The 26621-nt window shown below is 37.2% G+C and carries 23 protein-coding genes; 12 read left to right on the forward strand and 11 right to left on the reverse strand.

Features of this window, described 5'->3' with window-relative positions; all coding sequences use genetic code 11:
* Positions 1-52: 52 nt before the first annotated feature.
* The 5 genes from H344_RS0111095 to H344_RS0111115 all read left to right on the forward strand — a co-directional run bounded on the left by H344_RS0111095 (position 53) and on the right by H344_RS0111115 (position 6431).
* On the forward strand, positions 53-955 hold the full coding sequence (locus H344_RS0111095; protein ID WP_026808569.1) for an IS1595 family transposase: 903 nt from the start codon (positions 53-55) through the stop codon (positions 953-955).
* A gap of 46 nt (positions 956-1001) precedes the next feature.
* A complete protein-coding gene (locus tag H344_RS0111100) occupies positions 1002-2402 on the forward strand; it encodes a neutral/alkaline non-lysosomal ceramidase N-terminal domain-containing protein (protein WP_026810390.1) in 1401 nt (466 codons plus the stop codon).
* Between the two features lie 12 nt (positions 2403-2414).
* Positions 2415-3980, forward strand: coding sequence for a hypothetical protein (locus H344_RS0111105; protein WP_034256489.1), 1566 nt, complete (start codon positions 2415-2417; stop codon positions 3978-3980).
* Between the two features lie 313 nt (positions 3981-4293).
* Entirely contained in the window at positions 4294-4896 is a 603-nt protein-coding gene (locus H344_RS0111110; RefSeq protein ID WP_026810392.1) for a helix-turn-helix domain-containing protein, read from the forward strand.
* 155 nt (positions 4897-5051) lie between these two features.
* Positions 5052-6431: an exonuclease domain-containing protein gene (locus H344_RS0111115; RefSeq protein WP_026810393.1), complete on the forward strand. Its 1380-nt coding sequence runs from the start codon at positions 5052-5054 to the stop codon at positions 6429-6431.
* Between the two features lie 478 nt (positions 6432-6909).
* On the opposite strand, the gene H344_RS0111125 is transcribed toward H344_RS0111115, so the two are convergent.
* Entirely contained in the window at positions 6910-8319 is a 1410-nt protein-coding gene (locus H344_RS0111125; protein ID WP_026810394.1) for an MBL fold metallo-hydrolase, read from the reverse strand.
* A 189-nt stretch (positions 8320-8508) separates the two neighbouring features.
* Positions 8509-10233, reverse strand: coding sequence for a SulP family inorganic anion transporter (locus H344_RS0111130; RefSeq protein WP_026810395.1), 1725 nt, complete (start codon positions 10231-10233; stop codon positions 8509-8511).
* A gap of 173 nt (positions 10234-10406) precedes the next feature.
* On the opposite strand from H344_RS0111130, the gene H344_RS0111135 reads away from it, so the two are divergent.
* Positions 10407-11282, forward strand: a complete 876-nt coding sequence (locus H344_RS0111135; protein WP_026810396.1) for a 3-keto-disaccharide hydrolase — start codon at positions 10407-10409, stop codon at positions 11280-11282.
* A 62-nt stretch (positions 11283-11344) separates the two neighbouring features.
* On the opposite strand, the gene H344_RS0111140 is transcribed toward H344_RS0111135, so the two are convergent.
* The 5 genes from H344_RS0111140 to H344_RS0111160 all read right to left on the reverse strand — a co-directional run bounded on the left by H344_RS0111140 (position 11345) and on the right by H344_RS0111160 (position 16607).
* Positions 11345-12523: a cytochrome-c peroxidase gene (locus tag H344_RS0111140; RefSeq protein ID WP_026810397.1), complete on the reverse strand. Its 1179-nt coding sequence runs from the start codon at positions 12521-12523 to the stop codon at positions 11345-11347.
* A gap of 63 nt (positions 12524-12586) precedes the next feature.
* The gene (locus tag H344_RS0111145; RefSeq protein WP_026810398.1) at positions 12587-13219 is read right to left on the reverse strand and encodes a Crp/Fnr family transcriptional regulator; all 633 of its coding nucleotides are present in this window, start codon (positions 13217-13219) and stop codon (positions 12587-12589) included.
* Between the two features lie 10 nt (positions 13220-13229).
* Entirely contained in the window at positions 13230-14009 is a 780-nt protein-coding gene (locus H344_RS0111150; RefSeq protein ID WP_026810399.1) for an aldose 1-epimerase, read from the reverse strand.
* Positions 14010-14131: 122 nt separating this feature from the next.
* Positions 14132-15112 carry a PLP-dependent cysteine synthase family protein gene (locus tag H344_RS0111155; RefSeq protein WP_026810400.1) on the reverse strand — a complete coding sequence of 327 codons (981 nt, stop codon included), beginning with the start codon at positions 15110-15112 and terminating at the stop codon, positions 14132-14134.
* 253 nt (positions 15113-15365) lie between these two features.
* The gene (locus H344_RS0111160; protein ID WP_026810401.1) at positions 15366-16607 is read right to left on the reverse strand and encodes an ABC transporter permease; all 1242 of its coding nucleotides are present in this window, start codon (positions 16605-16607) and stop codon (positions 15366-15368) included.
* 3 nt (positions 16608-16610) lie between these two features.
* Here H344_RS0111160 and H344_RS0111165 point away from each other — a divergent pair, with 3 nt between their 5' ends.
* On the forward strand, positions 16611-17858 hold the full coding sequence (locus H344_RS0111165) for an exo-beta-N-acetylmuramidase NamZ family protein (protein WP_026810402.1): 1248 nt from the start codon (positions 16611-16613) through the stop codon (positions 17856-17858).
* Here the strand turns inward: H344_RS0111165 and H344_RS0111170 are convergent.
* Together H344_RS0111170 and H344_RS0111175 are read right to left on the reverse strand one after the other, a co-directional pair.
* Positions 17849-18700, reverse strand: coding sequence for a sterol desaturase family protein (locus H344_RS0111170; RefSeq protein ID WP_026810403.1), 852 nt, complete (start codon positions 18698-18700; stop codon positions 17849-17851). The genes H344_RS0111165 and H344_RS0111170 overlap by 10 nt on opposite strands.
* A 171-nt stretch (positions 18701-18871) precedes the next feature.
* Positions 18872-19369: a YkgJ family cysteine cluster protein gene (locus tag H344_RS0111175; RefSeq protein WP_026810404.1), complete on the reverse strand. Its 498-nt coding sequence runs from the start codon at positions 19367-19369 to the stop codon at positions 18872-18874.
* Positions 19370-19561: 192 nt separating this feature from the next.
* Here H344_RS0111175 and H344_RS0111180 point away from each other — a divergent pair, with 192 nt between their 5' ends.
* A complete protein-coding gene (locus tag H344_RS0111180) occupies positions 19562-20278 on the forward strand; it encodes a class I SAM-dependent methyltransferase (RefSeq protein WP_026810405.1) in 717 nt (238 codons plus the stop codon).
* 54 nt (positions 20279-20332) lie between these two features.
* A complete protein-coding gene (locus tag H344_RS0111185) occupies positions 20333-21112 on the forward strand; it encodes a hypothetical protein (protein ID WP_026810406.1) in 780 nt (259 codons plus the stop codon).
* Positions 21113-21581: 469 nt separating this feature from the next.
* Here the strand turns inward: H344_RS0111185 and H344_RS0111190 are convergent, their stop codons facing one another.
* Positions 21582-22214, reverse strand: a complete 633-nt coding sequence (locus tag H344_RS0111190) for a 7-carboxy-7-deazaguanine synthase QueE (RefSeq protein ID WP_026810407.1) — start codon at positions 22212-22214, stop codon at positions 21582-21584.
* A gap of 182 nt (positions 22215-22396) precedes the next feature.
* Between H344_RS0111190 and H344_RS0111195 the strand changes: the two genes are divergently transcribed.
* The 3 genes from H344_RS0111195 to H344_RS0111205 all read left to right on the forward strand — a co-directional run bounded on the left by H344_RS0111195 (position 22397) and on the right by H344_RS0111205 (position 26114).
* Positions 22397-22630, forward strand: coding sequence for a hypothetical protein (locus tag H344_RS0111195; RefSeq protein ID WP_026810408.1), 234 nt, complete (start codon positions 22397-22399; stop codon positions 22628-22630).
* A 320-nt stretch (positions 22631-22950) separates the two neighbouring features.
* Positions 22951-23562: a MarR family winged helix-turn-helix transcriptional regulator gene (locus H344_RS0111200; RefSeq protein ID WP_026810409.1), complete on the forward strand. Its 612-nt coding sequence runs from the start codon at positions 22951-22953 to the stop codon at positions 23560-23562.
* A 173-nt stretch (positions 23563-23735) separates the two neighbouring features.
* Positions 23736-26114 (forward strand): S9 family peptidase, encoded by a 2379-nt coding sequence (locus tag H344_RS0111205; protein WP_026810410.1) that lies wholly within the window; start codon positions 23736-23738, stop codon positions 26112-26114.
* On the opposite strand, the gene H344_RS0111210 is transcribed toward H344_RS0111205, so the two are convergent.
* Positions 26111-26566 carry a RidA family protein gene (locus H344_RS0111210; RefSeq protein WP_026810411.1) on the reverse strand — a complete coding sequence of 152 codons (456 nt, stop codon included), beginning with the start codon at positions 26564-26566 and terminating at the stop codon, positions 26111-26113. The genes H344_RS0111205 and H344_RS0111210 overlap by 4 nt on opposite strands.
* Between the last annotated feature and the right edge of the window lie 55 nt (positions 26567-26621).

Consider the following 26621-nt stretch of genomic DNA (forward strand, 5'->3'; position numbering starts at 1 on the left):
ATTGAGTTAGTCACTTAAATGCTGTATCTTGTCACCAATAAAACTAAGCATTATGGAACAATTTACAGGGCAAAGTATACTGAACTTTATAAAGGAATTACCTGATGACGATGCTTGTAAGGCCTATTTGGCAAAAATAAAATGGCAGGACGGCTTTACCTGCATGAAATGTGGACATACAAAAGGCTGTGAGAAATCTGGATACAAATATCAATGTTATGGGTGCCAACATGTTGAAAGTTCAACCGCCAACACGTTGTTCCATAAGGTTAAATTTGGATTGCAAAAGGCATTTTGTGTCGTATTTGAAATGAGTACAAGCAGTAAGAGTGTTTCGAGCATACAAATGGGAAAACGATTTGACATTCGACAGGGCACAGCTTGGTATTTTATGCAAAAAGTTAGAAATGCTATGAAAAGTAGTCAAAACTATCCTCTGTCAGAGTTGATCCATGTCGATGAATTTACTGTTGGCGGAAAAGAACAGGGCAAACAGGGAAGGAGCTACGATTCAAAAAAGAAAAAGGCTGTTATAGCAGTAGAATTGAGTAAAAAGCAACAGGTCAAGCGGGTCTATGTCAGGTCCATTGACGATTACTCCGCAAAATCGTTAACGCCAATATTCGAGGAACACATCAGTACTACGGCCCAGATCGTCACTGATAAATGGAGAGGTTACGAACCTTTAAAAAAGCGGTACAATATTGAACAGAAATTTAGTGACAACGGTAAAAACTTTAAAGAACTCCATATTATAATCATGCAATTAAAATCTTGGCTAAGAGCAATACCGACCCATGTTACCAAATGGCATATACAAGCTTACTTTGATGAATTTTGTTTTAGGATTAATCGCTCTCAGTTTAAACAGAGTATTTTCCATAAAACAATAGAAAGAATGGTCATAGCAAAACCTATCTACCATAAAGATATAAAGCAGACGCTAAGTGTATAACTCAATACATAAAATTAGATCCTACAAAGCTTAAATAAAAAGGATAATGAAAAAATGGGGAAAGGTATCACTGAAAATTATGGTTGGGCTTCTATTATTATTAGCCTTAATATTCCTTTTTGCTACTGCCACTATTGATACCACTCCCTATTTTGAAACGACGTATTACCATAATACCATTGCAAAAATGGAGGTGGCAGCAAAAAACAAGATAGAATCTAAGGGTCCGCTTCTTGCCGGCTTTGCCAAAGTAAATATTACCCCCACGATAGTTGAGAAAAATCCAAATTCTGAAAAAGGAGAATTTAGCGGAATTAAACTAGCAGGGTATGGAGATGGTAAGCTTGCCAAAGGAGTGCACGATTCTATTTATGCGAAGGCCATTGCTTTAGAGGTGAGACAAAAAGAAGTGGTTATAATTAGTGCCGACCTCCTCCTAATGCCAGAACCTATAGTATTGGCAGTTGCAGAAAAACTAAAAGGGATAATTGCAAGGGATCAACTATTATTTGGAGCAACCCATACCCATTCTAGCATTGGCAACTGCCTTCCTAGTTATGTTGGGGAAAGTTTTGGGGGAGAATACCAACCAGAGATGGTTGCATGGCTGAGTGATAAGATAGTCACACTTATAAAAAAAGCCTTAGCAGATAAACAACCCGCTCAGTTTTCATCGGGGGATATTAGAGTTCCTAATTTGGTGAAAAATAGAATCATCGGAGAATCAGGAAGGTTAAATGACAGGTTAGATGTGTTATCCTTTAAGCAAGACTCAGGAAAAAGCGCAACTATAGGAGTCTATTCTGCACATGCCACTGTGATAGGAACATTTAATGACGAATTCAGCGGGGATTACCCAGGTTATTTTCAGCGACATTTAGAGGCGAACGGAACTGACTATGCCCTTTTCTTTGCTGGTACAGTAGGAAGTCATTCTAACAAAGGAGAAGGCGAAAAGTTTGAGAAAGCCAAATATATAGGGGAAGCCTTGGCAGATTCTGCTCAAGTAATTTTACATGGATTAGAATACCATGCAGTCCTTCAGTTATCAACCATCAATACAGAATTAGAGATTCCAAAACTACAGTTCTTTAAGATTTCTGACCGATTGAGGTTGTCTCCTTTTTTGGGGAAACAATTGATGCCTAAAATAGCATCTATCCCTTTGCAAGGATTAAAATTAAACCAACTTGTTTGGATTACCCTACCCTATGAATTAAGTGGTGAGTATGGATTAGACCTTAAAAATGCTATGAAAACTGCAAATCATCAATTGGTCTTAAGTAGTTTTAACGGACAATATTTAGGCTATATCATTCCTACCAAATACTATTATTTTGACACCTATGAAGCGGCTCTTATGGGATGGTACGGTCCTAGCATGGGAGATTACCTTATGGAACTTAATTTTAAAATGGCCAATGCACTTATCCATACCAATTTGTAAAGCAGCAGAATTATGAAGACGCTTAAGAAAATTTTAAAAATAACGGGAGTCGTTCTCCTCCTCATCATGATTGCGGCTGTTTCCATAGCCATGTATAATTGGCGCGACCGAAACCCAGGGTATGCTCTTGATCTAAAAATTAAGAACCAATCAATGAATCCCATTAGAGCAGGATTTGCGAAACGCCCTATTACCCCTACCATCATAGACACCTGGAACGATGCTAATGGCAATCATAAATACAATAAGAAGGAGGGCGACACTTATAACGACAACAACAATAACGGAAAGTTTGATGCCTATTGGATTGCTGGCATGAGCAATGCCAAGCCTGCTCAGGGGGTACATGACGATGTTTGGTCTAGAGTAATGGTCATAGAGGATAATAATACAAGAATTGCTATGATATCGTTGGATGCTATAGGCTTTTTGCATGGCGATGTGATAGATATACGGAACCGAATTCCCAAGGAGCTAGGGATCGACTACACGCTTATATCCTCTACCCATACTCATGAAAGCAATGACCTAATTGGAATATGGGGCGAGAATATCTTTACCACAGGGGTAAACCCTGAAATGATGGAATATGTAAAGACACAGACCGTAGCGGCCATTAGCGAAGCAGTAGGAAATATGCGTAATGCCAAACTGGTGTTTGCTGAAGACCTTTCGGGAGCGGATGGAGCATTTATAAAAGATACTAGAGAGCCTATTGTAAAAGCAACGGGCATACATCTTATGCAGGTGTTAGATGCCGAAAGCGAAACTACCATGGGCACTTTAATCAATTGGTCCAACCACCCAGAAACGCTTTGGTCCCAGAACCTTTTAATTAGCTCAGATTTCCCTCATTTTTTAAGAGAAGCCATAGAGAATGGGGTATACCATAACGAACAATTAATGGAAGAAGGCCTTGGCGGAATGGCCATATATTTTACAGGGGTAATTGGTGGACTTATGGCACCGCATCCCTCTTTGCCTATTCCAGACCCTTACACAGGAGAGGAGTATTTGGAACCAACCTTTAAGAAAACAAAGGCATTAGGAGATCAAATTGCCTTATTATCCTTAGCGGCTCTAAAACATAAAGGGGACACTATCGCAGAAAGTAATATTTCCTTAAGAGCAAAGACCCTCTTGGCTCCTGTTGAAAACAACACCTTTAAACTTGCCAGTGCCATTGGGCTAATTCAGATGGGCATGCCCGAATATTTTAAGCTCAGGACCGAAGTAGGTGCTATCCGTATTGGCCCTAGCCTTTGGCTAAGCATTCCAGGAGAAATCTATCCTGAAATTGTATTTGGGGGCATTGAAGCGCCTGAAGGGAGAGATTTTGATATTGAACCCCAAGAAGTCCCACCTATAGAAGAATTTATAAAAGACCAATACAAATTCTACCTTGGTCTATCTAATGACGAAATTGGTTATATTATCCCTAAAAGCCAATGGGATGTAGAAAAACCCTATCTCTATAATCGGGAAAGAGCCACTTATGGGGAAAGCAACTCCTTAGGCTCCGAAACTGGCCCACTAATTTATAAAGCTCTAACAGAAGTGATTCAAGATTTGGAATAAGACAGCCTATTAAGTTTATATTTTATAGCTTGTAGGAGTACATGGTTTACAGTGTACAAAAATTGAAGGGCTATTATCCAAAATAACAATCCCAGGGACAAAAAACTTCCATCAGAATGCAATTAATATTGATATATTTCTAGATTGGTGCTTTCCTGATTAGGGTTTATTAACTTGTATAGATTTGTATAAAACGATAAGAATTATAACTAAACCAAGACTTTGACACTAATGTCGTAAGAATGACATAGTAAAGACGCTATCAATTAGGGGGATCTAGTATACATTTACTCCGAATTGAAAACCCATAAAGATGAACAGTTTGAATTTAGGTCAACGAGTAAAAGATTTAAGAAATAAAAAAGGAATGTCCCAAGAAGTTTTGGCAGAAGAATCTGGCTTAAGCTTACGAACCATCCAAAGAATTGAGAATAATGAGACCGCGCCTAGAGGAGATAGCTTAAAAAAATTAGCTATTGCTTTAGGCACGTCTCCTGATGAACTAATAAACTGGAAAATACAGGAAGATCAAAACTATTTAATTATAATGAGCCTATCTGCCTTTGGATTTCTATTTTTTCCAATCCTTGGTATTATTATTCCTTTAATACTCTGGATTTTTAAAAAGGACAAATTAAAACATGTTAATGAGCTGGGGAAATCAATGCTGAACTTTCAAATATCATGGACACTATTACTGTTCCTGTGTTACACATTAACATTCTTAATGATTTTCCCTTTATCTAGACAGATTTTAGGGGGAATAATTCCAAATTTCAGAATTGGAGTACTAACCATGTTAACTCCTTCCCTATTGCTATATTCTTATAATATTATTGTTACCTTATATAATACTTTAAGGATATATAAAAAGAAACCAGTGAGGTACGGACCAGCACTATCCATTTTAAAGTAGTTCATTGTCAGTACAAACACCTTCAATATTAATGTGCTATTTCTATTATTCTATGAAAACATCCACAAGTGGCAATTAGAATTAGTATACAATACTCCAGTTATCTGATCAATTTCTCATAACTTTATTGTCCTCCAAAAATTGGGAATCAGTAGATGTACAGTATTATAGATATAGAAACTACCGGAAACGGTATTAAGGGAAATAAAATTACGGAGATTTCTATCTTCAATTTTGATGGCAAAGAGATTGTGGACGAATTTACCTCCTTGGTTAATCCGGAATGCGAGATTCCCTATTTTATTACGGGCTTAACCGGAATAGATGATACTATGGTTAGAGATGCTCCAAAGTGGGAGGAAATAGCAGACAAGGTTTTGGAGATGACTCAAGACACTATTTTTGTGGCCCATAGTGTAAACTTCGACTATAATGTAATTAAAAATGAATTTCTAAATATAGGCATTACCTATACTCGAAAGAAACTCTGCACAGTTAGACTTTCCCGAAAATTAATTCCTGGCTTTAACTCCTATAGTTTGGGAAAACTATGTTCTTCCTTAAACATTCCTTTAACCGATAGACACCGAGCAAGAGGAGATGCACATGCTACCGTATTGTTATTTAAGAGATTAATAACTACCGAAGGAGCTGAAGCTGTATTTAAAACCTTTCTTAATTCCCGATCTCAAGAAGCTACCCTTCCCCCTGGGCTACCTAAAGAAGATTTTGAGAAACTCCCCAACTCGGCAGGCATCTATTACTTTAGAGACAAAAATGGTGCTATAATATATATTGGTAAAGCTATAAATATTAAAAAGCGAGTACTTGGCCATTTCTATAATAAATCTAATAAGGAAAATTTATTATGCAAAGCTACACACCAAATAGATTACGAACTGTCGGGTAGTGAATTAGTAGCACTGTTAATGGAGTCCGATGCCATAAAACAACACTATCCCAAGTTTAATATCAGCCAAAAAAGAAACTCAAAAGAGTATGCTATTTTCACATATAAGGACAGAAATAACATCACCCACATAGCTTACAACAATGTAAAAATGGTAGCTGATCCCATTTGTACCTTCAATAACATTACGGAATGTAGGTCTTTTTTAGAAGAACTATGCCAATCCCATAAGCTATGCCCCAAATTCTGTCATTTACAAGAAAACACCCTCAGTTGTTCTCACTATAGTATAAGCAGCTGCCAAGGGATATGTAGGGAAAAAGAAACAAATATCATTTATAATAAAAGAGTAGAAGAAGCTATTAAAGAAGTAAAAGAAAAGAACCTAAATATTATAATTACCGAAGAGGGGAGGCAACCTAACGAAAAGGCTTTTGTTTTAATAAATGACGGTCAGTACAAGGGATTTGGTTTTATAGAAAAAAGCGAACAGATTACTAGCTTAGAAGACTTAGAAATCTATTTAGAACGCAAGAAAGAGAATTTAGATACGAAACGAATTATTGCTGGTTACCTTAAAAAATTCCCACAAAAAAGTATACCACTATCACAAGTATCCATATAGGGAAATACAAAAAGTATAATTAAGCTACATTTCTTTAAAAATTTCAACTATTTTTTTTTGCCACTACTTAGAAACACTAGCACTATACCAACTAATGCTACACATACCATAGCAAAGATAGCTATCATCACAATGCCATTATTCCAATTAACCAAGGGTAGAAATCTCATCATCATCTAAGTAATTATAATTTACAAATACAAAAATAGCAACTCGTAGTTTTCAAATTGATGACAAAAGTCAGTCTCTAGAAAATAAATCATCTGTTAACCTTGTGCCACTATTTATAACCAAAACGAATCTAACATACAAAAACTATCGCATTTGGTCAAACATAACGCTATAAATCAAATGTTTTAAATCGATATCTAATTTTTGAAAAACAGATCATCTTATTTAAAAAATATGCCCAAATAGTAATACAATAAAGTCTACTATTTGGGCATACCTACTTATTAAAACTACTTCTAATATATTTCTACAGTGTAGATGGGCACACAAAATCGGTTACTGGTATTCCACTCTTCTTTATCCCGGCAAATCCTCCTGCTATATCTACAAGATTGTGGATTCCCCTACTTTTTAGGATTGATGCTGCGATAACAGATCTATATCCTCCGGCACAGTGCACATAGAAAGGCTCCTCTTTAGGGAAATCTGCCATGTACTGATTTAAATAATCCAAAGGCGTATTTAGGGCGTCCTTAACATGTTCTGCCTGAAATTCCGATTCTTTTCTTACATCAAAAACCGGAACATTTTCTTCCTCCAATATGGTTTTAAATTCATTTGCTGGAATAGATGTTAAGGTATCATAGTCCATACCTGCGTCTTTCCAAGCTGAGAAACTTCCTTTTAAGTATCCGATTGTTGCATCAAAACCAACTCTAGATAATCGGATAATAGCCTCTTCTTCTCTACCTTCATCCGTCACCAACAAAATAGGCTGTTCCACATCTGCTATTAAAGCCCCTACCCAAGGTGCAAATCCGCCATCTAAACCTATAAAGATAGATCTAGGGATATGCCCTTTAACAAAATCGTTTTGATGACGCACATCTAAGATTATTGCATTGGTGGCATTGGCCGCCTTCTCAAACTCTTTAGGTGAAAATGCAGTAGTTCCTTTTTCTAGAATTTCTCCGATATCTGTATAACCTTCTTTATTCATTTTTACATTCAAAGGAAAATACTGTGGAGGAGGAAGAAGCCCTTCTGTGACTTCTTTAATAAATTCTTCCTTAGACATATCTGCTCTTAAGGCATAATTCATTTTCTTCTGATTTCCCAAAGTATCTACGGTTTCCTTCATCATATTTTTTCCACAAGCAGATCCTGCTCCGTGGGCTGGATAAACAATTACCTCATCATTCAAGGGCATTATTTTATTTCTAAGGCTATCGAACAAAATTCCTGCAAGATCTTCTTGAGTCATACTTGCAGCTTTTTGCGCTAGGTCTGGTCTACCTACATCTCCCAAAAACAAAGTGTCTCCAGAGAAAATAGCATGGTCTTTTCCATTTTTATCTTTTAACAGGTAGGTAGTACTCTCCATGGTATGCCCAGGGGTATGAAGTACTTTTATAGTAACTTCCCCTAAAGGAAACTCCTGCCCGTCTTCAGCTATAATAGCGTCATAGGAAGGATTGGCCAAAGGACCAAATACAATTGGGGCACCAGTCTCCTTAGATAGGGTAATATGCCCACTTACAAAGTCGGCATGAAAATGGGTTTCAAAGATATATTTCACTTTGGCATTATCCTCTTTTGCTCGCTTCAAATAAGGCTCCACTTCTCGTAGAGGGTCTATTATAGCCACTTCCCCTTTACTTTCTATATAGTAAGCACCTTGTGACAAACATCCCGTATATATCTGTTCTATTTTCATCTCTCTCAATTTTATAATTTTATTTAATCGGCATTAACTATTGCCCAAATAGGCAAGTTTACAAAGCTTCAAGCCAATTATTTTTACTCCGAAACTCAGAGTAAATACTATTGTTTACACCAATTTTAATAAGCCAAAATTTAGCGAACCTTGCAAAAATAATGGATTCCTTTCACTTGATTAGCACTATTATTCAACTAGGTTCTGGTACGCCACTCTTTCCCGTAATGCGGGGATATTTTTTGGATCATCAAAATAATCAACGGCTTCCTTAATTTTTACAAAAAGGTATGCCTTATCCAAAGAATTGACAATCCCACTCCTAAAAATAATATCTCTTGTTGGCCCAATTGCCCCAGCGATAAAGAATTGTATATCCCTTTTATGGATTTCTCCAATAACTTGGATAAGCACATTAGAGGCACTTGCATCTATATAATTAATAGCTTCTGCATTCAAAATCACTGCTTTTAACTTAGGACCTTTAGCATTGATAAATTTAAAAAGCTGACTTTTAAAATAGGCGGTATTCCCAAAATAGAGTTGGGAGTCGAACCTAACTATTAATAGGTCATCACGAACCTCTACCTCATTACCAAAACGATTGACATTCTTATAATAGTCTGATCCTTTTATTTTACCCAAAACCACAAAATGAGGCTTAGAAGTCCTGTACACCAATAATAACAAGGACAACAATACCCCTATTAAAATTCCCTGTACAATTCCTATTGAAAGAGTTATTAAAAAGGTGAGTCCAAGCACCAGAAATTCGTCCTTATGTTGCTTCCATAAATACTTAGGATAAGATAAATCTATTAACCTAAACACCGAAACCATAATTATAGAAGCAAGCGCTGCTTTTGGCAAGTTATAAAACAAAGGGGTTAAAAACAGCAGTGTTAATATCACCATCATTACACTAATCACAGAGGCAATGGTACTTTTTGCTCCTGCTTCAAAATTAATGGCTGATCTAGAAAAACTAGAGGTTACGGGATAAGCTTGAAAAAAAGAACCTATCATATTAGCACTCCCTAAGGCTACAAGTTCCTGACTGGGGTCTATGGTTTCTACTTTGTTCTTCTCTTCAAACGCTTTACCTATAGAGATAGCCTCTAGGTACCCTAACAACGCCAAGGCTAGTGCAATTGGCCATATCTGCGTTATCTTTTCCCAGGTGATATTGTGCATTTGAAAACTGGGTAATCCTGCAGGCACATGCCCCACAACCTGCACATCATAGGCTTCCAGGTTAAAAAAATAGACTACTAAGGTGCTGAGCACAACAACCACTAAGATTGCTGGAAACTTTTTAAACCATTTCTTAAAGGATACAATAATTAGAATTCCAACAAGGCCAATACTAAAATCATAGATATTAGTATCACCGAGGTTTTGAATAGTATTAACAACAAGAATATGAAACTTATTACTATTAGCAATGTCGGCACCCAATAAATGTTTTATCTGACTAAAAATAATAATTAGGGCAGCAGCAGAGGTAAACCCACTGATAACCGGTTTGGACATAAAGTTCACCAGAAACCCCATCTTCATTAGCCCCAAAGTCAATTGAAAAAGTCCCACCATAAAGGAGAGAAAAAGTGCCATTAAGATATAATTTTCCACGCCAGTAATGGCCAAAGTCCCTAATCCAGCTGCTACAAGCAGCGAATCCATAGCCACAGGCCCAACTGCTATTTGCCTAGAAGTTCCCAGAACGGCATATATAAGCACGGGAAAAATGGAAGCATAGAGTCCATATACGGGCGGCAAGCCTGCAATCATCGCGTAAGCCATCCCTTGTGGAATCAAAATTATCCCAACTGTAAGTCCGGCTACAACATCTTTTCCAAAATATGATTTATTATATTTTGGCAGCCAATCCAAGAAAGGGAAAAATTTTCTCATTTGTCAAAATTAGTATTAAATACTTAAATCGAATATAAACACCCTTATTCAATTCAATTTCCGTTTAATCCTAAGCAATATATACACAGATAAACAAACCAACGGCATACCATTTGGAAATATTTAGATTAAATCTCCTATCTTGTCCCCTTAATTTTTCAAATCAATTAAAAATGCGAAAATATTCCACTCTTGTACTCTGCTGTCTATTAGGTTTACTATTTACTCAGTGTAGCACTGTGAAATCTGTTTCTCAGCAAGAAGATGACGGCTGGGTAGATATGTTTAACGGAAAGGACATAGAAGACTGGACCGCCAAGATTCACCATTATGAGACAGGTGACAATTATGGTGATACCTTTAGGGTTGAAGATGGCATTATAAAAGTGCGATATGATAAATATGAAGGCGACTTTAATGAACGTTATGGTCACCTATTTTACAATACACCATATTCTTATTACCACTTAGTTATTGAATATAGGTTTGTAGGGGAGTTACATCCCGGTGCTCCCGGCTATACTATAAAGAACAGTGGAGTTATGTTCCATTCCCAAGACCCAAAAACCATCCTAAAAGAGCAAGATTGGCCCATTTCTGTAGAAATGCAATTTTTAGCAGGACTAGAGGAAGGAAAATCTCGTCCTACTGGGAATATGTGTTCGCCAGGCACGGATGTGGTCTACGAGGGAAAAATAGACCCTCGCCATTGTATAAATTCAACTTCTAACACCTATTACGGGGATCAATGGGTTCGCGCTGAGGCTATTGTTCTCGGAAGTTCCTTGGTGACGCACATTGTTAATGGTGAAAAAGTATTAGAATATTCTAACCCGCAAATTGGTGGTGGAGTAGCTAACGGGTACGATCCTGCTATAAAAATAGATGGCAAATTGCTGGAAGAGGGATTTATTGGTCTACAGTCTGAAGGTCAGCCCATAGACTTTAGAAAAGTATCCATTAAAAACCTTAAAGGTTGTATGGATCCAAAAGCTAAAAATTATAAGAGTTACTATTTAGAGCCCGATCCAGAGAGTTGTAAGTACTAATAAATGATTAGATCCCTATTAATTATCATTACTCTTACTGTTAAGTGGGAGTAATGATAACACTAGTGGATATTGCCTCCTACAGGCAGTCCACTTGGTACTTTTTCCGGAATATCTGTATCAAAATCAGGATCGTTCAGCGTGTTTAAAAAGGAAATTATTCTAGACATATCCTTTACACTAAGCTGTAGTTCCCTTACTAACGGATCAAACATTTCTTTTGATACATTGGGGTTTCTGGTTTTTCCAAATGAGATATCCTCATAGAACTCCAACACTTGCCTTAGGTCTCGGAAACTACCATTGTGCACATAGGGTGCTGTAAACCTTAAATTTCTCAAGGTGGGTGTTCTAAAGGCATAACTACTATCCACACCGCTATCTGGCGTATCTAACTTGCTATTCTCTGGCACTCCCAAAACATGTAATTTATAATCCGAGAACATAGGACCATTATGACAATTGATACAGCCAACGGATTTAAAAAGCGCAAATCCTTCCTTTTCCGATCTAGAAATAGCATCTAAATCCCCATTCATATATTGATCAAATCGGGAATTATTGGCTATCAATGTTCTTTCAAATGCAGCAATAGCTTTAGCAATATGGATGCTATCTATAGAAACATGGTCACCAAATGCTTTATTAAAAAGATCCCTATACTCCGGAATATTTTTAAGTCTTTGTGTGACTTCCTGTAATATCTCGGATTTATCAAAATGATTCCCTCTCATTTCTTCCAGGGTTTTTATAGGTTCCAAAGCTTGGTCCTCAAGGCTCTTTACCCGATCGTCCCAGAACATGGGCGCTTTCACAGGATCATACTCGTATTTATCGGTAATTCCGTTAAAAGCCGTATTTAGGATAGTTGGGGAGTTACGTTTCATCAAGGGAATGGTATTGGGCGTATTAAACACCCTTTTACTACCCAACCCCTTACCATTAGCACCTATAGAAAGATCTAAAAATTCTGCATATCCAGTAGAAGGGTGGTGGCAACTTGCACAGGAAACATCCATCCCTCCCGAAAGAATGGGATCATAAAATAAGACTTTCCCTAAATCTTCCTTATCTACGGAATTGGGATTATCGGCAGGGAATTTAATTTCTGTTGGCAATGCGGCTACAGTAGGAATTTGCCTAACAGGCTCAGGATTATTAATTTTCTCAACTTTAGGATTCCCACAGCTTATCCAAAGCATAGGCAAACACAACATATAATTTAAGGTGGCACATTTCATTTATGTGAAACTTTTCATAAAAAAACATATCCTTCGCCATGTAAAACTTAAGAAAAAAATGGACTAAAGTTTTAAAATTTTAATATGGTTCCGGTTTAGTTCTATCTCCCCGTCTCTTTCCATCTTCTTTAGTAGTCTTGATACCACTACCCTAGAAGTATGCAAGTCATACGCAATTTCTTGATGGGTGGTATACACAATATCATCTTGGGTTACCTTGGCTTTATCGTGAAGATACTTCAATAGGCGTTCATCCATTTTTAAAAATGCCAAAGAGTCTACCGTTTCCATTAATTCCATCATTCTAGAGTGGTAGCTATCCAATATAAAACGCTGCCATGTTTTATATTTCCCCATCCAGCTTTCCATATATTCAACGGGAATCATCAGCAATTCGGTATCCATTTCGGCCATTGCCCTTATTTCGCTCTTTTTACCTCCAAAACAGCAAGAAAACGTCATAGCACAGGTATCACCTCGCTCAATAAAATAAAGAAGCAGTTCGTTTCCATCGTCATCTTCTCGCATTACTTTTACAGCGCCTTGTAATAAGAGTGGCATTGTTTGGACATTATCACCAATATCCATTAATTTCTCCCCTTGTTCTATTTTTTTATAAATACCAACATCCCTAATTTCTTTGAGCAACTCCTTTTCAAAAAGATAGCCGTAATAACGATCTAATGCCTCTTTCATAATTCTCCCATTAATTATTGACCTCCAATGTCACTCTAAACACTTCCCCAGATTTTTTCAGTTTCTGAAAACCAGTATGTAATTGAGGCTGCTGAACATTATACGGATAAAAGGAGATAGGTTCTAAACATACCATATTAGATACCTCTGTCCACAACATAAAATGCCCAAACCCTTCGGTCGTAATCTTTAGTTTCTTACCGTCGGACAGCGTTAAGGAATCACAATCCAAAACAGGAAGCGCTCTATTCCCCACTTCCAATATTTGATCTAATGATACTGTTTTCTCCCCAGTAATGACTACTGGATTAGCGGTATGCAATTTAAAAGCCGGATGATATCCTAACATAAACGGCATGCCCTCCTCCCCTTTAATCTCAAATTGAATTGTTAAACCTCGCTCATTAAGATTATACGATTTTAAGAATTCAAAACTATAAGGCCACGATAAATATTCCTCGGTAGACTTATCGGGAAACTTACTATTTTTCACTTTGGTGCCAGTAACATATTGTTTCATAAAACTGGCACTATTTTCCGTTTGCTGAATAAGCTTATAATTTAACTCCCTAAGCAAACCATGTTGGTCTTGTACTGCTACTCCTTTGACAGTTTCCACCCTAAAATTAGCTTCTTGCGTAGGTCCAATTATAGGAAACATCTCCGTATCCGAATTTCTCCATCCCGGACTCCCTTTTTGGTGAATATATTCATGACCATCCACATTAAATCCTACCAACTCTCCGGCGTCTATAGTAACTCTTTTTCCGTTTTGTATTAAATTCAGCATCTGTTCTTTTCTTGTATTAATCTATATTTTATAAAACAAATCTATTACAATTACAGTTAACGTTATAGTAATTGTGGTAGTATATAATTCTTGAGATAGAGGCTTTTGCTCCTATAAAATTCCTAATCCATAAACCCATTTTCTTTCATCCATTCATCGTTAAATATTTTACCTACATATCTACTTCCGTGATCGTGAAATAAAACTACCACAAGGTCATCTTTAATAAAGTGATCTGCTAATTGCAATACCCCTTTTATAGCTGCCCCAGCAGAATTACCTAAAAACATGGCTTCTTCCTTGGCTAACCGCCGCGTATAAACCGCAGCATCTTTATCAGTAACCTTTGTAAACCCGTCTATAATATTAAAATGGACGTTTTCTGGTAAAATATCTTCACCTATGCCTTCCGTAGTATAGGGATAGATTTCTTTTTCGTCAAAAATACCCGTTTCATGATATTTCTTAAAAACAGACCCGTAAGTATCTACACCCCAAATCTTAATATCCGAATTCTTTTCTTTTAAATAGGTACCTACTCCAGAAATGGTGCCTCCTGTTCCCACCCCAACTACAAAATGAGTAATCTTCCCCTTAGTCTGTCTCCAAATTTCAGGCCCCGTACTTAAGTAATGGGCTTTGCAATTGGAGGGGTTGTCATATTGGTTTACGTACCATGAATTGGGAATTTCCTTAGCCAATCTTTTTGCGGTTGAATAATAACTTTTAGGATCTTCTGGAGCAACGTTAGTAGGACATACATGAACCTCACTACCCATGGCTCTAAGAATATCTACCTTTTCTTTGGACTGTTTATCACTAATAACACACACCATTTTATACCCTTTTATAATCGCTACCAAAGCAAGTCCCATTCCTGTGTTTCCTGATGTACTCTCTATAATGGTTCCTCCAGGTTTTAATAAACCTGAAGCTTCGGCATCCTCAATCATCTGAAGTGCCATCCGGTCCTTCACAGAATTTCCGGGATTAAAAGTCTCATATTTAGCGAGTACTAAGCAGGGTAAATCTGCCGTTATACGGTTCAATTTTATCAGTGGTGTGTTCCCTATGGTTCCTAGTATATTTTCCGAGTACTCCATATGATATAAAGATAACGGATTCTTAAGGGAACAACAATTAACTAGCAATCCGAATCACAAATAATAAATAGTTCTCGCATTTCTGCAACTAGTTGCGTAGCTAAGCGAGAACAAATGAAGAATGAATTTTCATCAGACTGTATTGCTTTAATAAAAAAGGGATGTGATTTTGATGGACTATCACTTAAATTCTAGCGAGGGCAAAACACCTGCAGCTCCATTTCTTTGAGAATATCATGAAAACCTATTAGGTCTATTCAAACTTAATAGCCTTTACCGGAGAAATTTTAGTGATTACATAGGATGGAATTAAAAGCATCAACAAACACAAAAACAAGACTCCTATATTTAACGCCAATACCATCCAAACATCAATATACACGGGAACATAGTCTATATAATACTCCTTGGGATTGGGGAATTTCAACAATCTAAACTTATACTGTAGGCCAATAAACCCTAATCCAATAACATTCCCCAAGAGTAGACCAACTCCGATAAGATAACTTGCGTTGTACAGAAATATTTTTCTAATACTCCAATTAGAGGAACCCAAGGCTTTTAATATTCCAATCATCTGCGTACGCTCCAAGATTAAAACCAAAAGTGCAGTAATCATATTAAAACCTCCGACTATTATCATAATCCCTATGATAATAGCGATATTTAAATCGAAGAGGCCAATCCATTCAAATATTCTAAAATATTTCCCTTGAATGGTTTGGGTATCTAAATCTGACAAGGTTTTCCCATAAATCTCTTTCGCTTTGATTTCCATATCATCAAAATTATCGAGAAAGATTTCAAAATTTCCCACCTCATTATCGGCCCATTTATTCATATGGCGAATGTGACGAATATCGATAAAAATGTAGGAAGCATCCAGTTCTTCAAATCCACTATCATAGATCCCTGTGATAGTAAACTTTCTTTGATTGGGCATTTTAGATTCATCGTCCTCCTTAAAAAAGATAGATATAAAAGTATCTCCCGTTTTAAAGTTAAGCCTGTTAGCCAAAACCTGGGATATTAAAACCTCATCATTTAAGTCCTCTGTATAATCGGGTAGCCTACCATCGATTAAAAATTCTTTAAAAACCTCCCAATTAAAATCATTGCCCACGCCTTTAGCAATTATCCCCTCGAAGGTTTCCTCTGTCCTAATTATACCCGCTTTAGTAGCCACACCCTGAATGTGCTGTATACCACTGATATCTTTAAACTCTGGGTAAAATTCTTGCTCTAGAGAAACGGGGACTACGGATACGTCCGAATTATTATTGTCGTAGTTGTAAATCTGGATATGCCCATTAAATGCAGCTATTTTCTCCCTTATCTTATGTTTTAATCCAACGCCTGTTGCTATGGCCACCAACATCATTATAACCCCTAATGCAATTGCAGCAATTGCAATTTTTATTATTGGAGCAGATATACTAATTTTATGCTCTTTGGCAGTAACCAGCCGCTTGGCAATAAAAAATTCTAAATTCAAATTATGGCAGTTTTTTCCGTTTTCAAAAATACAGTTTTATTATTGGTTTTTATAGCTTCTTCTTGTGGAAACCCAAACAAGTCTAACAACAAGGATCAAGGTACAAAATTGGGCACAGCTGCCATGGAAACCGAATCGCCCATAATTGTAGGCGCTAATAGGACCGAAAAGTATCTTCCACTGTTAAAAGGAAAAAAGGTAGCCATTGTAGCTAACCAGACTAGTGTGATCTTTAAAGATCCAGAGCATTTGACACATACGCACTTAGTGGACTCCTTAAAAACGCTAGATATAGACTTAAAACTTGTATTTGCACCAGAACACGGATTTCGTGGTGAGGCAGATGCCGGAGAAAAGGTAACTGATGGCAAAGATGAAAAGACAGGCCTTCCCTTGATCTCACTATATGGAAGTAATAGAAAACCAACAAAAGAACAGTTAAAGGATATAGACGTGGTGCTTTTCGACATACAGGATGTAGGTGTTCGCTTCTATACCTATATAGCCACCATGCAATTGGTAATGGAAGCATGTGCCGCAGAAAACATTCCCGTGATTGTATTAGACAGGCCTAACCCTAATGGGCACTATGTAGACGGACCCACCATGGAAACAGAACACAGAGGATTTTTGGGGTTAACCAATATTCCACTAGTATACGGGATGACTATTGGAGAATATGCCAATATGATTAACAAAGAGGGCATGATGGAGAACCAAGTAAAGGCAGATCTTACCGTAATCCCTTTAGAAAACTACAATCATTTTAAAGATTATAATTTACCCATTAGGCCGTCACCAAACTTACCTAACAACACTTCTATTTATCTATACCCTAGCTTAGGATTCTTTGAAGGCACCAATATAAATGCAGGAAGAGGTACGGAATTTCAGTTTCAAAGGTACGGGGCTCCTTTTCTAGATAGTACCCAATACAGCTTTAAATATACCCCTGCCCCCAATTTTGGCTCTAAAAGCCCCAAACATAATGGCAAGGTATGTTATGGGAAAGACCTTTCTGAAATGCCAAAAATGAACTCAGTAGATTTAAACTTTTTATTGGACGCTTATCAAAATAGTACCGATAAGGAGTTATTCTTTCTCACTAGTGGCTTTACTAGGCATGCTGGAACAGAAAAACTACAAAAGCAGATAGAGGCCGGACTCTTACAAGATGAGATAAAAGCGACTTGGCAGGAAGACATCAACAACTTTAAAAAAATTAGAGAAAAGCACCTCCTTTATAATTGAGAAGGAGATTTTATCTCTACTTCTTCAGGAGACTTGTAAGATTTAAAAGGGATTTTCATCAGTAACCCAATATTCGAATTTTCTTTTTCATTAAAATAAGTATCCACTCCATATACAATATCTTCATTGGAAAGCTTTAGGAAGGTTCCAAAAAGCCTGTCCCAAAGGGAGAAGATATTGCCATAATTGCTATCTGTATATGGCAATTTATAGTGGTGATGCACCTTATGCATATCTGGAGAAACGATAACCCAGCTTAATGCATTATCTAACTTTTTCGGCAATGAAATATTGGCATGGTTAAATTGAGAGAAAATTACTGAAAGTGCCTGATATATCATGATGATTGCCACCGGAGCTCCTACGATAAAGGTTCCAAAGCAAGTAAAGACAAAACGCACTACACTTTCTCCTGGATGATGCCTATTAGCGGTAGTAGTATCTACTTGGTGGTCCGTATGATGTATTATATGAAACCCCCACAGCAATTTAATCTTGTGCTCTACCCAATGTGCTAGCCAAGCAGCAAGGAAGTCTAGCAACATCACTCCAATTAGTATTTTAACCCAAAGAGGCATTGTAGGTAGCCACTGTAGCACTCCGAAATTATTAGCGATGGTCCAATCACTAGTTTTCAACAGTAAAAATGCTAATGGAAAATTCACTAAAATCGTGGTCAGAGTAAAAAAGATATTCACTCCTGCATGCTTTATTTTCTTGTATTTAAGCTGAAATAGCGGAATGATATATTCTAATATCCAAAATAATGCAATTCCCGAAACTAAAATTAAGCTCCGATGAGCAGGTGGGATGGTTTCAAAATAGGTATAAATACTTTCCATATTTTAAAAATACAAAAATTTTACCCTGAAATCATAAAATGATAACATCCCTATTCTAGCACTTATAAATTCTTACAATTAAGAAGATGATAACAAGATATTCGCAATCTATTTAGACTTAGAATCTGCTTAAGGTTATAATACCCACCAAAGAGCGCTAAACAGCTAAGATTATTTATTGGCTAGTCGTTTTTTCATCTCTTCCACAATATTGAAAGCTGCTGGACATATAGCTACATTTTTCATGGTAAGATTACTAATCTGCTGAAACTTTTTTCTATCGGTATGTGGAAATTCTCTACATGCTTTTGGTCTTACATCATAGATAGAACAGTAATTATCTGCTCCTAAAAAGGTACAGGGAACACTTTGCAAAACATAATCTTGGTCCTCGTCTATTCGTAAATAAGTCTCCACAAATTTCTGAGGTTTCATTCTAAAATGTTTAGCAATACGCACCACATCATTATTGGTAAACAATGGCCCTGTAGTTTTACAGCAATTGGCACATTTTAGACAATCGGTTCGTTGAAATTCGGCCTCATGCAACTCTTGCATCATATAGTCTAAATCCTTTGGCGGCTTTTTACGTAGCTTGGCAAAGAACTTCTTATTCTCATTCTGTTTTTCCTTAGCAAATTCGGGAAGTTGCGCTATAGTATTATCCATTCTGGATTTATTTTAGGCATTAGATTAACTTAAATAGTATGGTTGAATTAGCTGGTTATAGAAATACGTCATTTTTTAAGCTTCCTTTATCGAAAAACTTAGGGATTAAAAAATAAACTCCTCAAAATTATTAAAAGTCGACCCGAAATACACATAAAAATCTCACTTTTGTATATAAATGCTAAATTTAGAATGGACAAAGACATCTTAGGAAGGGCAGTATTAGATTATCAAACGGGGAACTATTCCGAGGACATAAAAACATACTCCTCCCTTGAAGAAGAGGATAGTATTCCCGTACCCTACCTATTTAGAAATTATAAAAATATGCCAGCGTTGGAAAGAGAGGCACTAAAGCTCTGCAAAGGCAGCATATTAGATATAGGGTGCGGCGCTGGTAGCCACAGCCTATACTTACAAAAAAAAGGACATACAGTTACAGCTTTAGACAACTCTCCGGGGGCCATTGAAACCTGTAAATTAAGAGGAGTTGATCAGGTAATACAGGCGGACATCCTAGAGCTAGAAAATAAAAAATTTGACACACTATTGATGCTCATGAACGGTATTGGTATAGTAGGAAAATTAAATAAAATCGATGCTTTCTTCCGTCACCTAAAATCTATTTTAAAGCCAAATGGACAAATACTTTTAGACTCTAGCGATATAATTTATATGTTTGATGAGGATGAAGATGGTGGTTATTGGATTCCAGAAGACATGGATTATTATGGAGAGGTAAACTTTATTATGGAATACAAGGGGCAGAAAAGCGATCGGCTACCTTGGTTATATATCGATTATAATACTTTACAACGAGCGGCAAATTCAAATAACTTATCTTGTGAGTTAGTTTATGAGGGTGAACATTATGATTATTTGGCAAAACTTACCCTATTAGAGGAATAAACCAGGATTCCAATTTTATTAAAGGGACTATGTCCATTATCAAATTACATTATTATGAGAAAGATTTCCTTATTGATAACGCTACTATTTATTTGCCTCCTAAGCTGCTCTAAAGACAGTGGTGAAGATCCAATTAAGGCCATAGACAGGAGTGCTAATTTAAAAGGACCGGGTGAATCTGCTAATGAAATACTTTCCGATTCAAAATATAAAAATATGATAATTGAAATAGCATATGTTGCCGGTTATGCCCCTACCGAATCTGCCATTTCAGAACTAAAATCATTATTAGAAGAGCGAACACATAAGGAGAAAATAAGCGTGATTAAAAAAGAACTCGCCTCCCCTGGAAAGGATAGTATAAGTATCAATGAAGTTTTTGAACTAGAAAAAGAGAATAGAACAGTATACAACGATGGCGATACATTAGGAATGTATATTTACTTTTCCGATGCCTCTTCTGATAGTGACAAACCTGAAGAAGACTTGGTTACTCTAGGTGCTGTTTATAAGAACACCTCAATGGTTATTTACGAGGCAACTATAAGAAGATTAGCCAAGAATAGCCTACTAATTTCTACTGCAGATGTAGAGGCTGCTACCCTTTCCCATGAAGCAGGACACTTATTAGGACTAGTAGATTTGGGGTCTCCTTCTGTAAATCCACATCAAGACCCCGATGCCCCGAGCCACTGCAATGAAGGAAACTGCCTAATGAGAGCAGAATTACAATTTGGGAGTGGAATGGCTAAAATGCTAGCTGCCAAAAGAGGAAGCAGTCCAGGATTTGGGGTGGAGTGTATAAAAGACCTGCGTGCTAACGGGGGCAAGTAGTTTTGTGGTATTAAGTAGGTTAGTACTAAGTATTTAGTAGTGAGTATTTAGTAGTGAGTATTGAGTCTCTCCCTCGGGCAGGCCCGCGAACACGAACTTTAGCTAACGTAAGTTTTGGATAGTTTTATGGTAAAGCTACTTCATTGGCGAAGCATATAAAGCTCCTCGCTTTCGCTAGTATTGAGTCACTCCCTCGGGCAGGCCCGCGAACACGAACTTTAGCTAACGTAAGTTTTGGGTAGTTTTTTAATAAAAAGCTACTTCATTGGCGAAGCATATAAAGCTCCTCGCTTTCGCTAGTATTGAGTCCCTCCCTCGGGCAGCCCAATATTAAGCACTTTTTCTAACGCTTATCCTAGATATGGTGAGTAACCAACAATCTGCCCATTATTTTACTGAAAGCTTATTAAACAAAAAGGGCAGAATTAGCTAATTCTACCCTTTGTATCGTTTTTAATAGGGCTTTACCCTAAGGAATATTAAGATATTTATGTGTTTGCAAGGAAACTTTCCATTTAGGATTTTTCATCACATAATCTACAATCATTGGAGTAACTTTATCTCTTACACTCCACTCTGGCTGTAGATATAAAATACAATCCTTATTTGTTTTGGCAGCCTCTTGCTCTGCAAAAATTAAATCGTGCTTATTATAAACAATCACCTTTAATTCATGCGCTTTATCGTAAATAACCTCCTCAGGTAATTTGTTCTTTTTTGGAGAGAGACAAATCCAGTCCCAAGTTCCCGATAGTGGATATGCCCCAGAGGTTTCTATATGCGTCTTTAGGTTTTTGGCTTTTAATGCCTCTGTAATAGGACCCATATCCCAAGTTAGCGGCTCTCCTCCGGTAATAACAATAGTATCAGAATATTTTTCGGCATTAGCCACAATTTGATCTATCCTTGTTGGTGGATGGGTCTCCGCATTCCAGCTTTCCTTTACATCACACCAGTGACAACCAACGTCACATCCTCCCACACGAATAAAGTAAGCAGCGGTTCCCTTATGAAACCCCTCTCCTTGTATCGTATAAAACTCCTCCATTAACGGGAGCATAAGCCCCTGATCTACTAGCGCTAAAACTTCTTCTTGTACCATGCGGCAAAGATAGAACATAGACTACTCTAGCCCTACTATTTTATTAAAAGAAATCTCACCACACATCTAACCGGATTAAAAACACCCGATAAACTTTCAAAAAAGATTCAATTTTAACACATTTAGTTAGGATTCCTTACTATATTTAATAGCAATATTGCATTAATTCTAATTGAACAAAGATGAAAAAGTCGATTTTTTACCACGCAGGATGCCCTGTATGTATTAGCGCAGAACACGACATCCTAGAACTAATAGGTACGGACAATGTGGAAGTTGTACATTTTGGCGAGAACAAATCCCGAATTACCGAAGCAGAAAAAGCTGGAGTAAAATCCGTTCCCGCCCTAGTAACCCCTAATGGAAATGTTCTTCATATTAATTATGGTGCTTCCATGGCAGACGTAAAGGCATAGCTGAAACTTTATTCAACTTTAAAAGATAGGGCCCTTTACCCCCTAGCGCCCTAACTTTTAAAGTTATTGTTTAATGATTAAACTAATCTTTTTAAGCTTTATCAATCCCAACCTTAAAGTTTAATAGAAGTCAGGGTGCAAACTATTAATCGAAAGTCATATCCATATCGGGAAATAGCAATAACCTTTTACCCTAAGCACCACAACAGCTTTATCTTGTCCAATAAATCAAATACCTAAAAATCAAAAACTCCACTATAAGGGGTGATATTCTAGTAGTATCATTATTTTTACCTGCCGGGCAAATCCCAATAGATCTTATGAAAGAACAAAGCATTTTTAACCCAGACCATCAAAACTCCGATGTTTCTAGCAAAATTGTAGCAGGACTATCGCGCATATCGGAAGTTTTTAAGGTACTTCTATGGGAAAAAGCTAAGCTTTTAGGATTAAGTCCAATACAAATACAACTTCTTATTTTTATTGCTTATCACAAACCAGAGCTATCTAATGTAAGTCATCTTGCTAAAGAATTTAACCTCACCAAACCTACTATTAGCGATGCAATAAAAGTCCTTCATAAAAAGGGTATGGTTGTCAGGAAAAAATCTACAACAGACAATCGGAGTTATATAATTAAATTAACGGAGACAGGAAAGAACATCATTCAGGAAACCGATGATTTTGCTAACCCAATAAAAAAAGGAATACAGGATATAGATGAGGCTAAATTGGAACATCTCTTCGCAACTCTTAGCAAGGTCATCTATCAATTAAATCGTACAGGGATTCTCACAGTACAGCGCACCTGCTACGGATGTAAGTTTTATAGTAAGAAGAAAGATCATCACTATTGTAACCTACTAGAATCAACCCTTCATAATACCGATATAAGGATTGACTGCCCAGAGTTTGAACCGAGGTCCAATTAGAAAACATACTATCCTCATTAGAAAAGCACCCATACTCTACAGAAGTCAGCACATAATAAATCATTACATCTTTGTGTAAATTCCCAATAATTAGGATATTTACCATTTCTAGCTATCCCCAAATACAGGGAAGTAAAATCCGAATTTATTACAGCGTAATTGATACAACAAACATGAAAAACTTTTGGCTACTGAGCGGCATATTCCTATTGTCCCTCACCTCAACTTTTGCTCAAATTGAGAATTTATCATCCCTATCCATCAAAGAAATTATGCAAGGGGACAATTTTATAGGTCACCTCCCTTCTAGCCCTCAATGGTCTATAGATGGGCAAACCATATATTTTAGATGGAACAGAGAACAAGCCCCTAGCGACTCTCTTTATGCACATCATTTAAAATCGTCTAAAACCGTAAAAACAGATTTTGAAACAGAATATGCCCTACCTAGTGCCTATGGCACCTTTAATGAAGATAAATCTCTAAAGGTGTACTCCAAAAGAGGAGATGTTTTTCTACTAAACCTAAAGACTCAACTTATAACCCAAATAACCAATACTGAAGAATATGAGAGCAACCCTCATTTTACAAACCACGGTAGTAAGGTTGCATACGTAAAGGATAATAATTTATACAGCTGGGATATTTCTACCGGTACAACAACTCAACTAACTAATTTTAAATCTGAAAAAAAAGAAGCTAAGAAAAGTGAAAAGGACGAGTGGTTATATAATGATCAATTAGCTTTATTTGATGTGCTCCGCAGCAGAAAGGAAAAAAAAGATCGAGCAGAAGAATTAAACAAGCGACTAGAAGCAAAAGGACCCCTACCTATTGACCCTAAAGGCAAATCGGTTTCCAATATAAAAATTAGCCCTAATGGTAATTTCATTACTTATTTAACCTTTAAGTCGCCAACGGATAGAAAAGGAACTATTGTCCCTCATTTTGTAACAGAATCGGGTTATACAGAAAATCAGAATACAAGAACTAAGGTAGGCGATGAACCCACCGAATATGAACTTTTTGTATATGACATACAAAACAGAAAGGTTTACCCTGTAGTTCTAGACAATTTGGAAGGACTAGATTATGTGCCAGAGTATACCAAAGATTACCCAGACAAACCATACAAGAACGAAAATAGAATTGGCTATATCTCTGGTCCGATTTGGAACAACGACGGAAAATATGCGGTACTCGATATTAACACCAACGACTATAAAGATAGATGGATTGTTCTACTAGATGCTGAGAAAGGCACTGTTTCCAACTTAGACCATCAGCATGATGAAGCCTGGATAGCAGGCCCAGGCATTGGTGGATATCGTGGAGGAGCAATAGGATGGATGCCCGACGATAAAAGCATATGGTTTCAGTCAGAAAAAACAGGCTACTCCCACCTATATGTAATGGAGGTAACGTCTAAAAAAGCTAAGGCCCTAACTTCTGGTGAATTTGAAATTTACGACCCTCAAATCTCTAAGGATAAAAAGCGATGGTATTTTACTGCCAATAAAAATCATCCTGGAGATAGGCAGTTCTATAGTATGCCCCTTAGAGGTGGAAAATTTCAACAATTAACCCAGATGACGGGAGGTAATGAAGTTGTACTATCACCAGATGAGCGAAAAATGGCCATACTTCATTCTTACACCAATAAGCCAACAGAACTATTCCTACAAGACAATCCTATTTATGGAAAATCTAAAGCCGTAGCTAAACAAATCACTTTTTCTACTACCCAGGAATTTAAGGAATATCCATGGCGAGATCCAGAGGTAATCACTTTTAAGGCTGAAGATGGTGCAGACGTACACGCGCGACTCTATAAGCCTAAAGCTGATGTGAAAAATAAGGCAGCCGTTATCTTTGTGCATGGCGCAGGTTATTTACAAAACGCTCACAAATGGTGGAGTAGTTATTTTAGAGAATATATGTTCCATAACCTCCTAGTAGACAATGGTTATACTGTATTAGACATAGATTATAGAGGAAGTGCTGGGTATGGAAGAGACTGGCGAACAGGCATCTACCGACATATGGGCGGAAAAGACTTGTCTGATCAGGTAGACGGAGCTAAATTCTTAGTAAACGAATTAGGAGTAGACCAAGATAAAATAGGTATTTATGGTGGCTCTTACGGTGGATTTATCACCTTAATGGGAATGTTTACTGCCCCAGAAACTTTTAAAGCTGGAGCTGCAATTAGATCAGTAGGTGATTGGGCGGCATACAACCACGGTTATACCGCTCGTATTTTAAACACCCCCGTTACCGATAGTCTAGCCTACCGCAGAAGCTCCCCAATTTATTTCGCAGATGGATTGCAGGGCGACTTACTAATACTACACGGTATGGTAGATGACAATGTACACTTCCAGGATATGGTACGTCTCTCACAACGGTTGATAGAACTGGAAAAACACAATTGGGAAATGGCTCTATATCCAGTAGAACGCCATGGTTTTGTAGAACCAAGCAGCTGGACTGATGAATACACCCGTATTTATAAGCTATTCCAAAAAAGTTTACTCAACAAAAAGAACTAGTCGTTTTTAACGGCAACCACCTCGATTTCTATTTTCGCATCCATGGCTAGTCCACTGGCTGCGAAAGTAGTTCGGGCGGGTTTTTGAGGAAAGTAATTTGAGTACACCTCATTAAACGTTGCAAAATCTGCCATCGAATTTAGAATTACGGTACACTTAACCACATTATTGAGGTTCATTCCATGATGTAGCAATACCTCTTGGATATTTTTTATCGTCTGTTTTGTTTCGGCAACTATACCACCGCTTACTATAGTTCTGGTTTTATTATCTATTCCAATCTGACCAGACAAGTAAAAGAGATTCCCCACTTGTACCGCATCACTAAACGGAGCGTCCTTTTTACGCTCTACATGACTCTCATGAAATATCGGAGCTTGTTCTTGCTGCGCCATTAATTCGGCCACAAAGGTTAGGAAACAAATAAATATGATTATCTTATAATTTCTCATGATTAAAGTATTTTAGGATATGCACAAATATAATGTGCTTTTCTGTTGACTAAAA

This window comes from Arenibacter latericius DSM 15913, assembly GCF_000424985.1.
In the GTDB taxonomy this organism is placed as follows: domain Bacteria; phylum Bacteroidota; class Bacteroidia; order Flavobacteriales; family Flavobacteriaceae; genus Arenibacter; species Arenibacter latericius.

Coding starts and splice junctions, on each gene's coding strand:
- H344_RS0111095 (WP_026808569.1), top strand. CDS start 53: ATGGAACAATTTACAGGGCAAAGTATACTGAACTTTATAAAGGAATTA.
- H344_RS0111100 (WP_026810390.1), top strand. CDS start 1,002: ATGAAAAAATGGGGAAAGGTATCACTGAAAATTATGGTTGGGCTTCTA.
- H344_RS0111105 (WP_034256489.1), top strand. CDS start 2,415: ATGAAGACGCTTAAGAAAATTTTAAAAATAACGGGAGTCGTTCTCCTC.
- H344_RS0111110 (WP_026810392.1), top strand. CDS start 4,294: ATGAACAGTTTGAATTTAGGTCAACGAGTAAAAGATTTAAGAAATAAA.
- H344_RS0111115 (WP_026810393.1), top strand. CDS start 5,052: ATGTACAGTATTATAGATATAGAAACTACCGGAAACGGTATTAAGGGA.
- H344_RS0111125 (WP_026810394.1), bottom strand. CDS start 8,319: ATGAAAATAGAACAGATATATACGGGATGTTTGTCACAAGGTGCTTAC.
- H344_RS0111130 (WP_026810395.1), bottom strand. CDS start 10,233: ATGAGAAAATTTTTCCCTTTCTTGGATTGGCTGCCAAAATATAATAAA.
- H344_RS0111135 (WP_026810396.1), top strand. CDS start 10,407: ATGCGAAAATATTCCACTCTTGTACTCTGCTGTCTATTAGGTTTACTA.
- H344_RS0111140 (WP_026810397.1), bottom strand. CDS start 12,523: ATGAAATGTGCCACCTTAAATTATATGTTGTGTTTGCCTATGCTTTGG.
- H344_RS0111145 (WP_026810398.1), bottom strand. CDS start 13,219: ATGAAAGAGGCATTAGATCGTTATTACGGCTATCTTTTTGAAAAGGAG.
- H344_RS0111150 (WP_026810399.1), bottom strand. CDS start 14,009: ATGCTGAATTTAATACAAAACGGAAAAAGAGTTACTATAGACGCCGGA.
- H344_RS0111155 (WP_026810400.1), bottom strand. CDS start 15,112: ATGGAGTACTCGGAAAATATACTAGGAACCATAGGGAACACACCACTG.
- H344_RS0111165 (WP_026810402.1), top strand. CDS start 16,611: ATGGCAGTTTTTTCCGTTTTCAAAAATACAGTTTTATTATTGGTTTTT.
- H344_RS0111170 (WP_026810403.1), bottom strand. CDS start 18,700: ATGGAAAGTATTTATACCTATTTTGAAACCATCCCACCTGCTCATCGG.
- H344_RS0111175 (WP_026810404.1), bottom strand. CDS start 19,369: ATGGATAATACTATAGCGCAACTTCCCGAATTTGCTAAGGAAAAACAG.
- H344_RS0111180 (WP_026810405.1), top strand. CDS start 19,562: ATGGACAAAGACATCTTAGGAAGGGCAGTATTAGATTATCAAACGGGG.
- H344_RS0111185 (WP_026810406.1), top strand. CDS start 20,333: ATGAGAAAGATTTCCTTATTGATAACGCTACTATTTATTTGCCTCCTA.
- H344_RS0111190 (WP_026810407.1), bottom strand. CDS start 22,214: ATGGTACAAGAAGAAGTTTTAGCGCTAGTAGATCAGGGGCTTATGCTC.
- H344_RS0111195 (WP_026810408.1), top strand. CDS start 22,397: ATGAAAAAGTCGATTTTTTACCACGCAGGATGCCCTGTATGTATTAGC.
- H344_RS0111200 (WP_026810409.1), top strand. CDS start 22,951: ATGAAAGAACAAAGCATTTTTAACCCAGACCATCAAAACTCCGATGTT.
- H344_RS0111205 (WP_026810410.1), top strand. CDS start 23,736: ATGAAAAACTTTTGGCTACTGAGCGGCATATTCCTATTGTCCCTCACC.
- H344_RS0111210 (WP_026810411.1), bottom strand. CDS start 26,566: ATGAGAAATTATAAGATAATCATATTTATTTGTTTCCTAACCTTTGTG.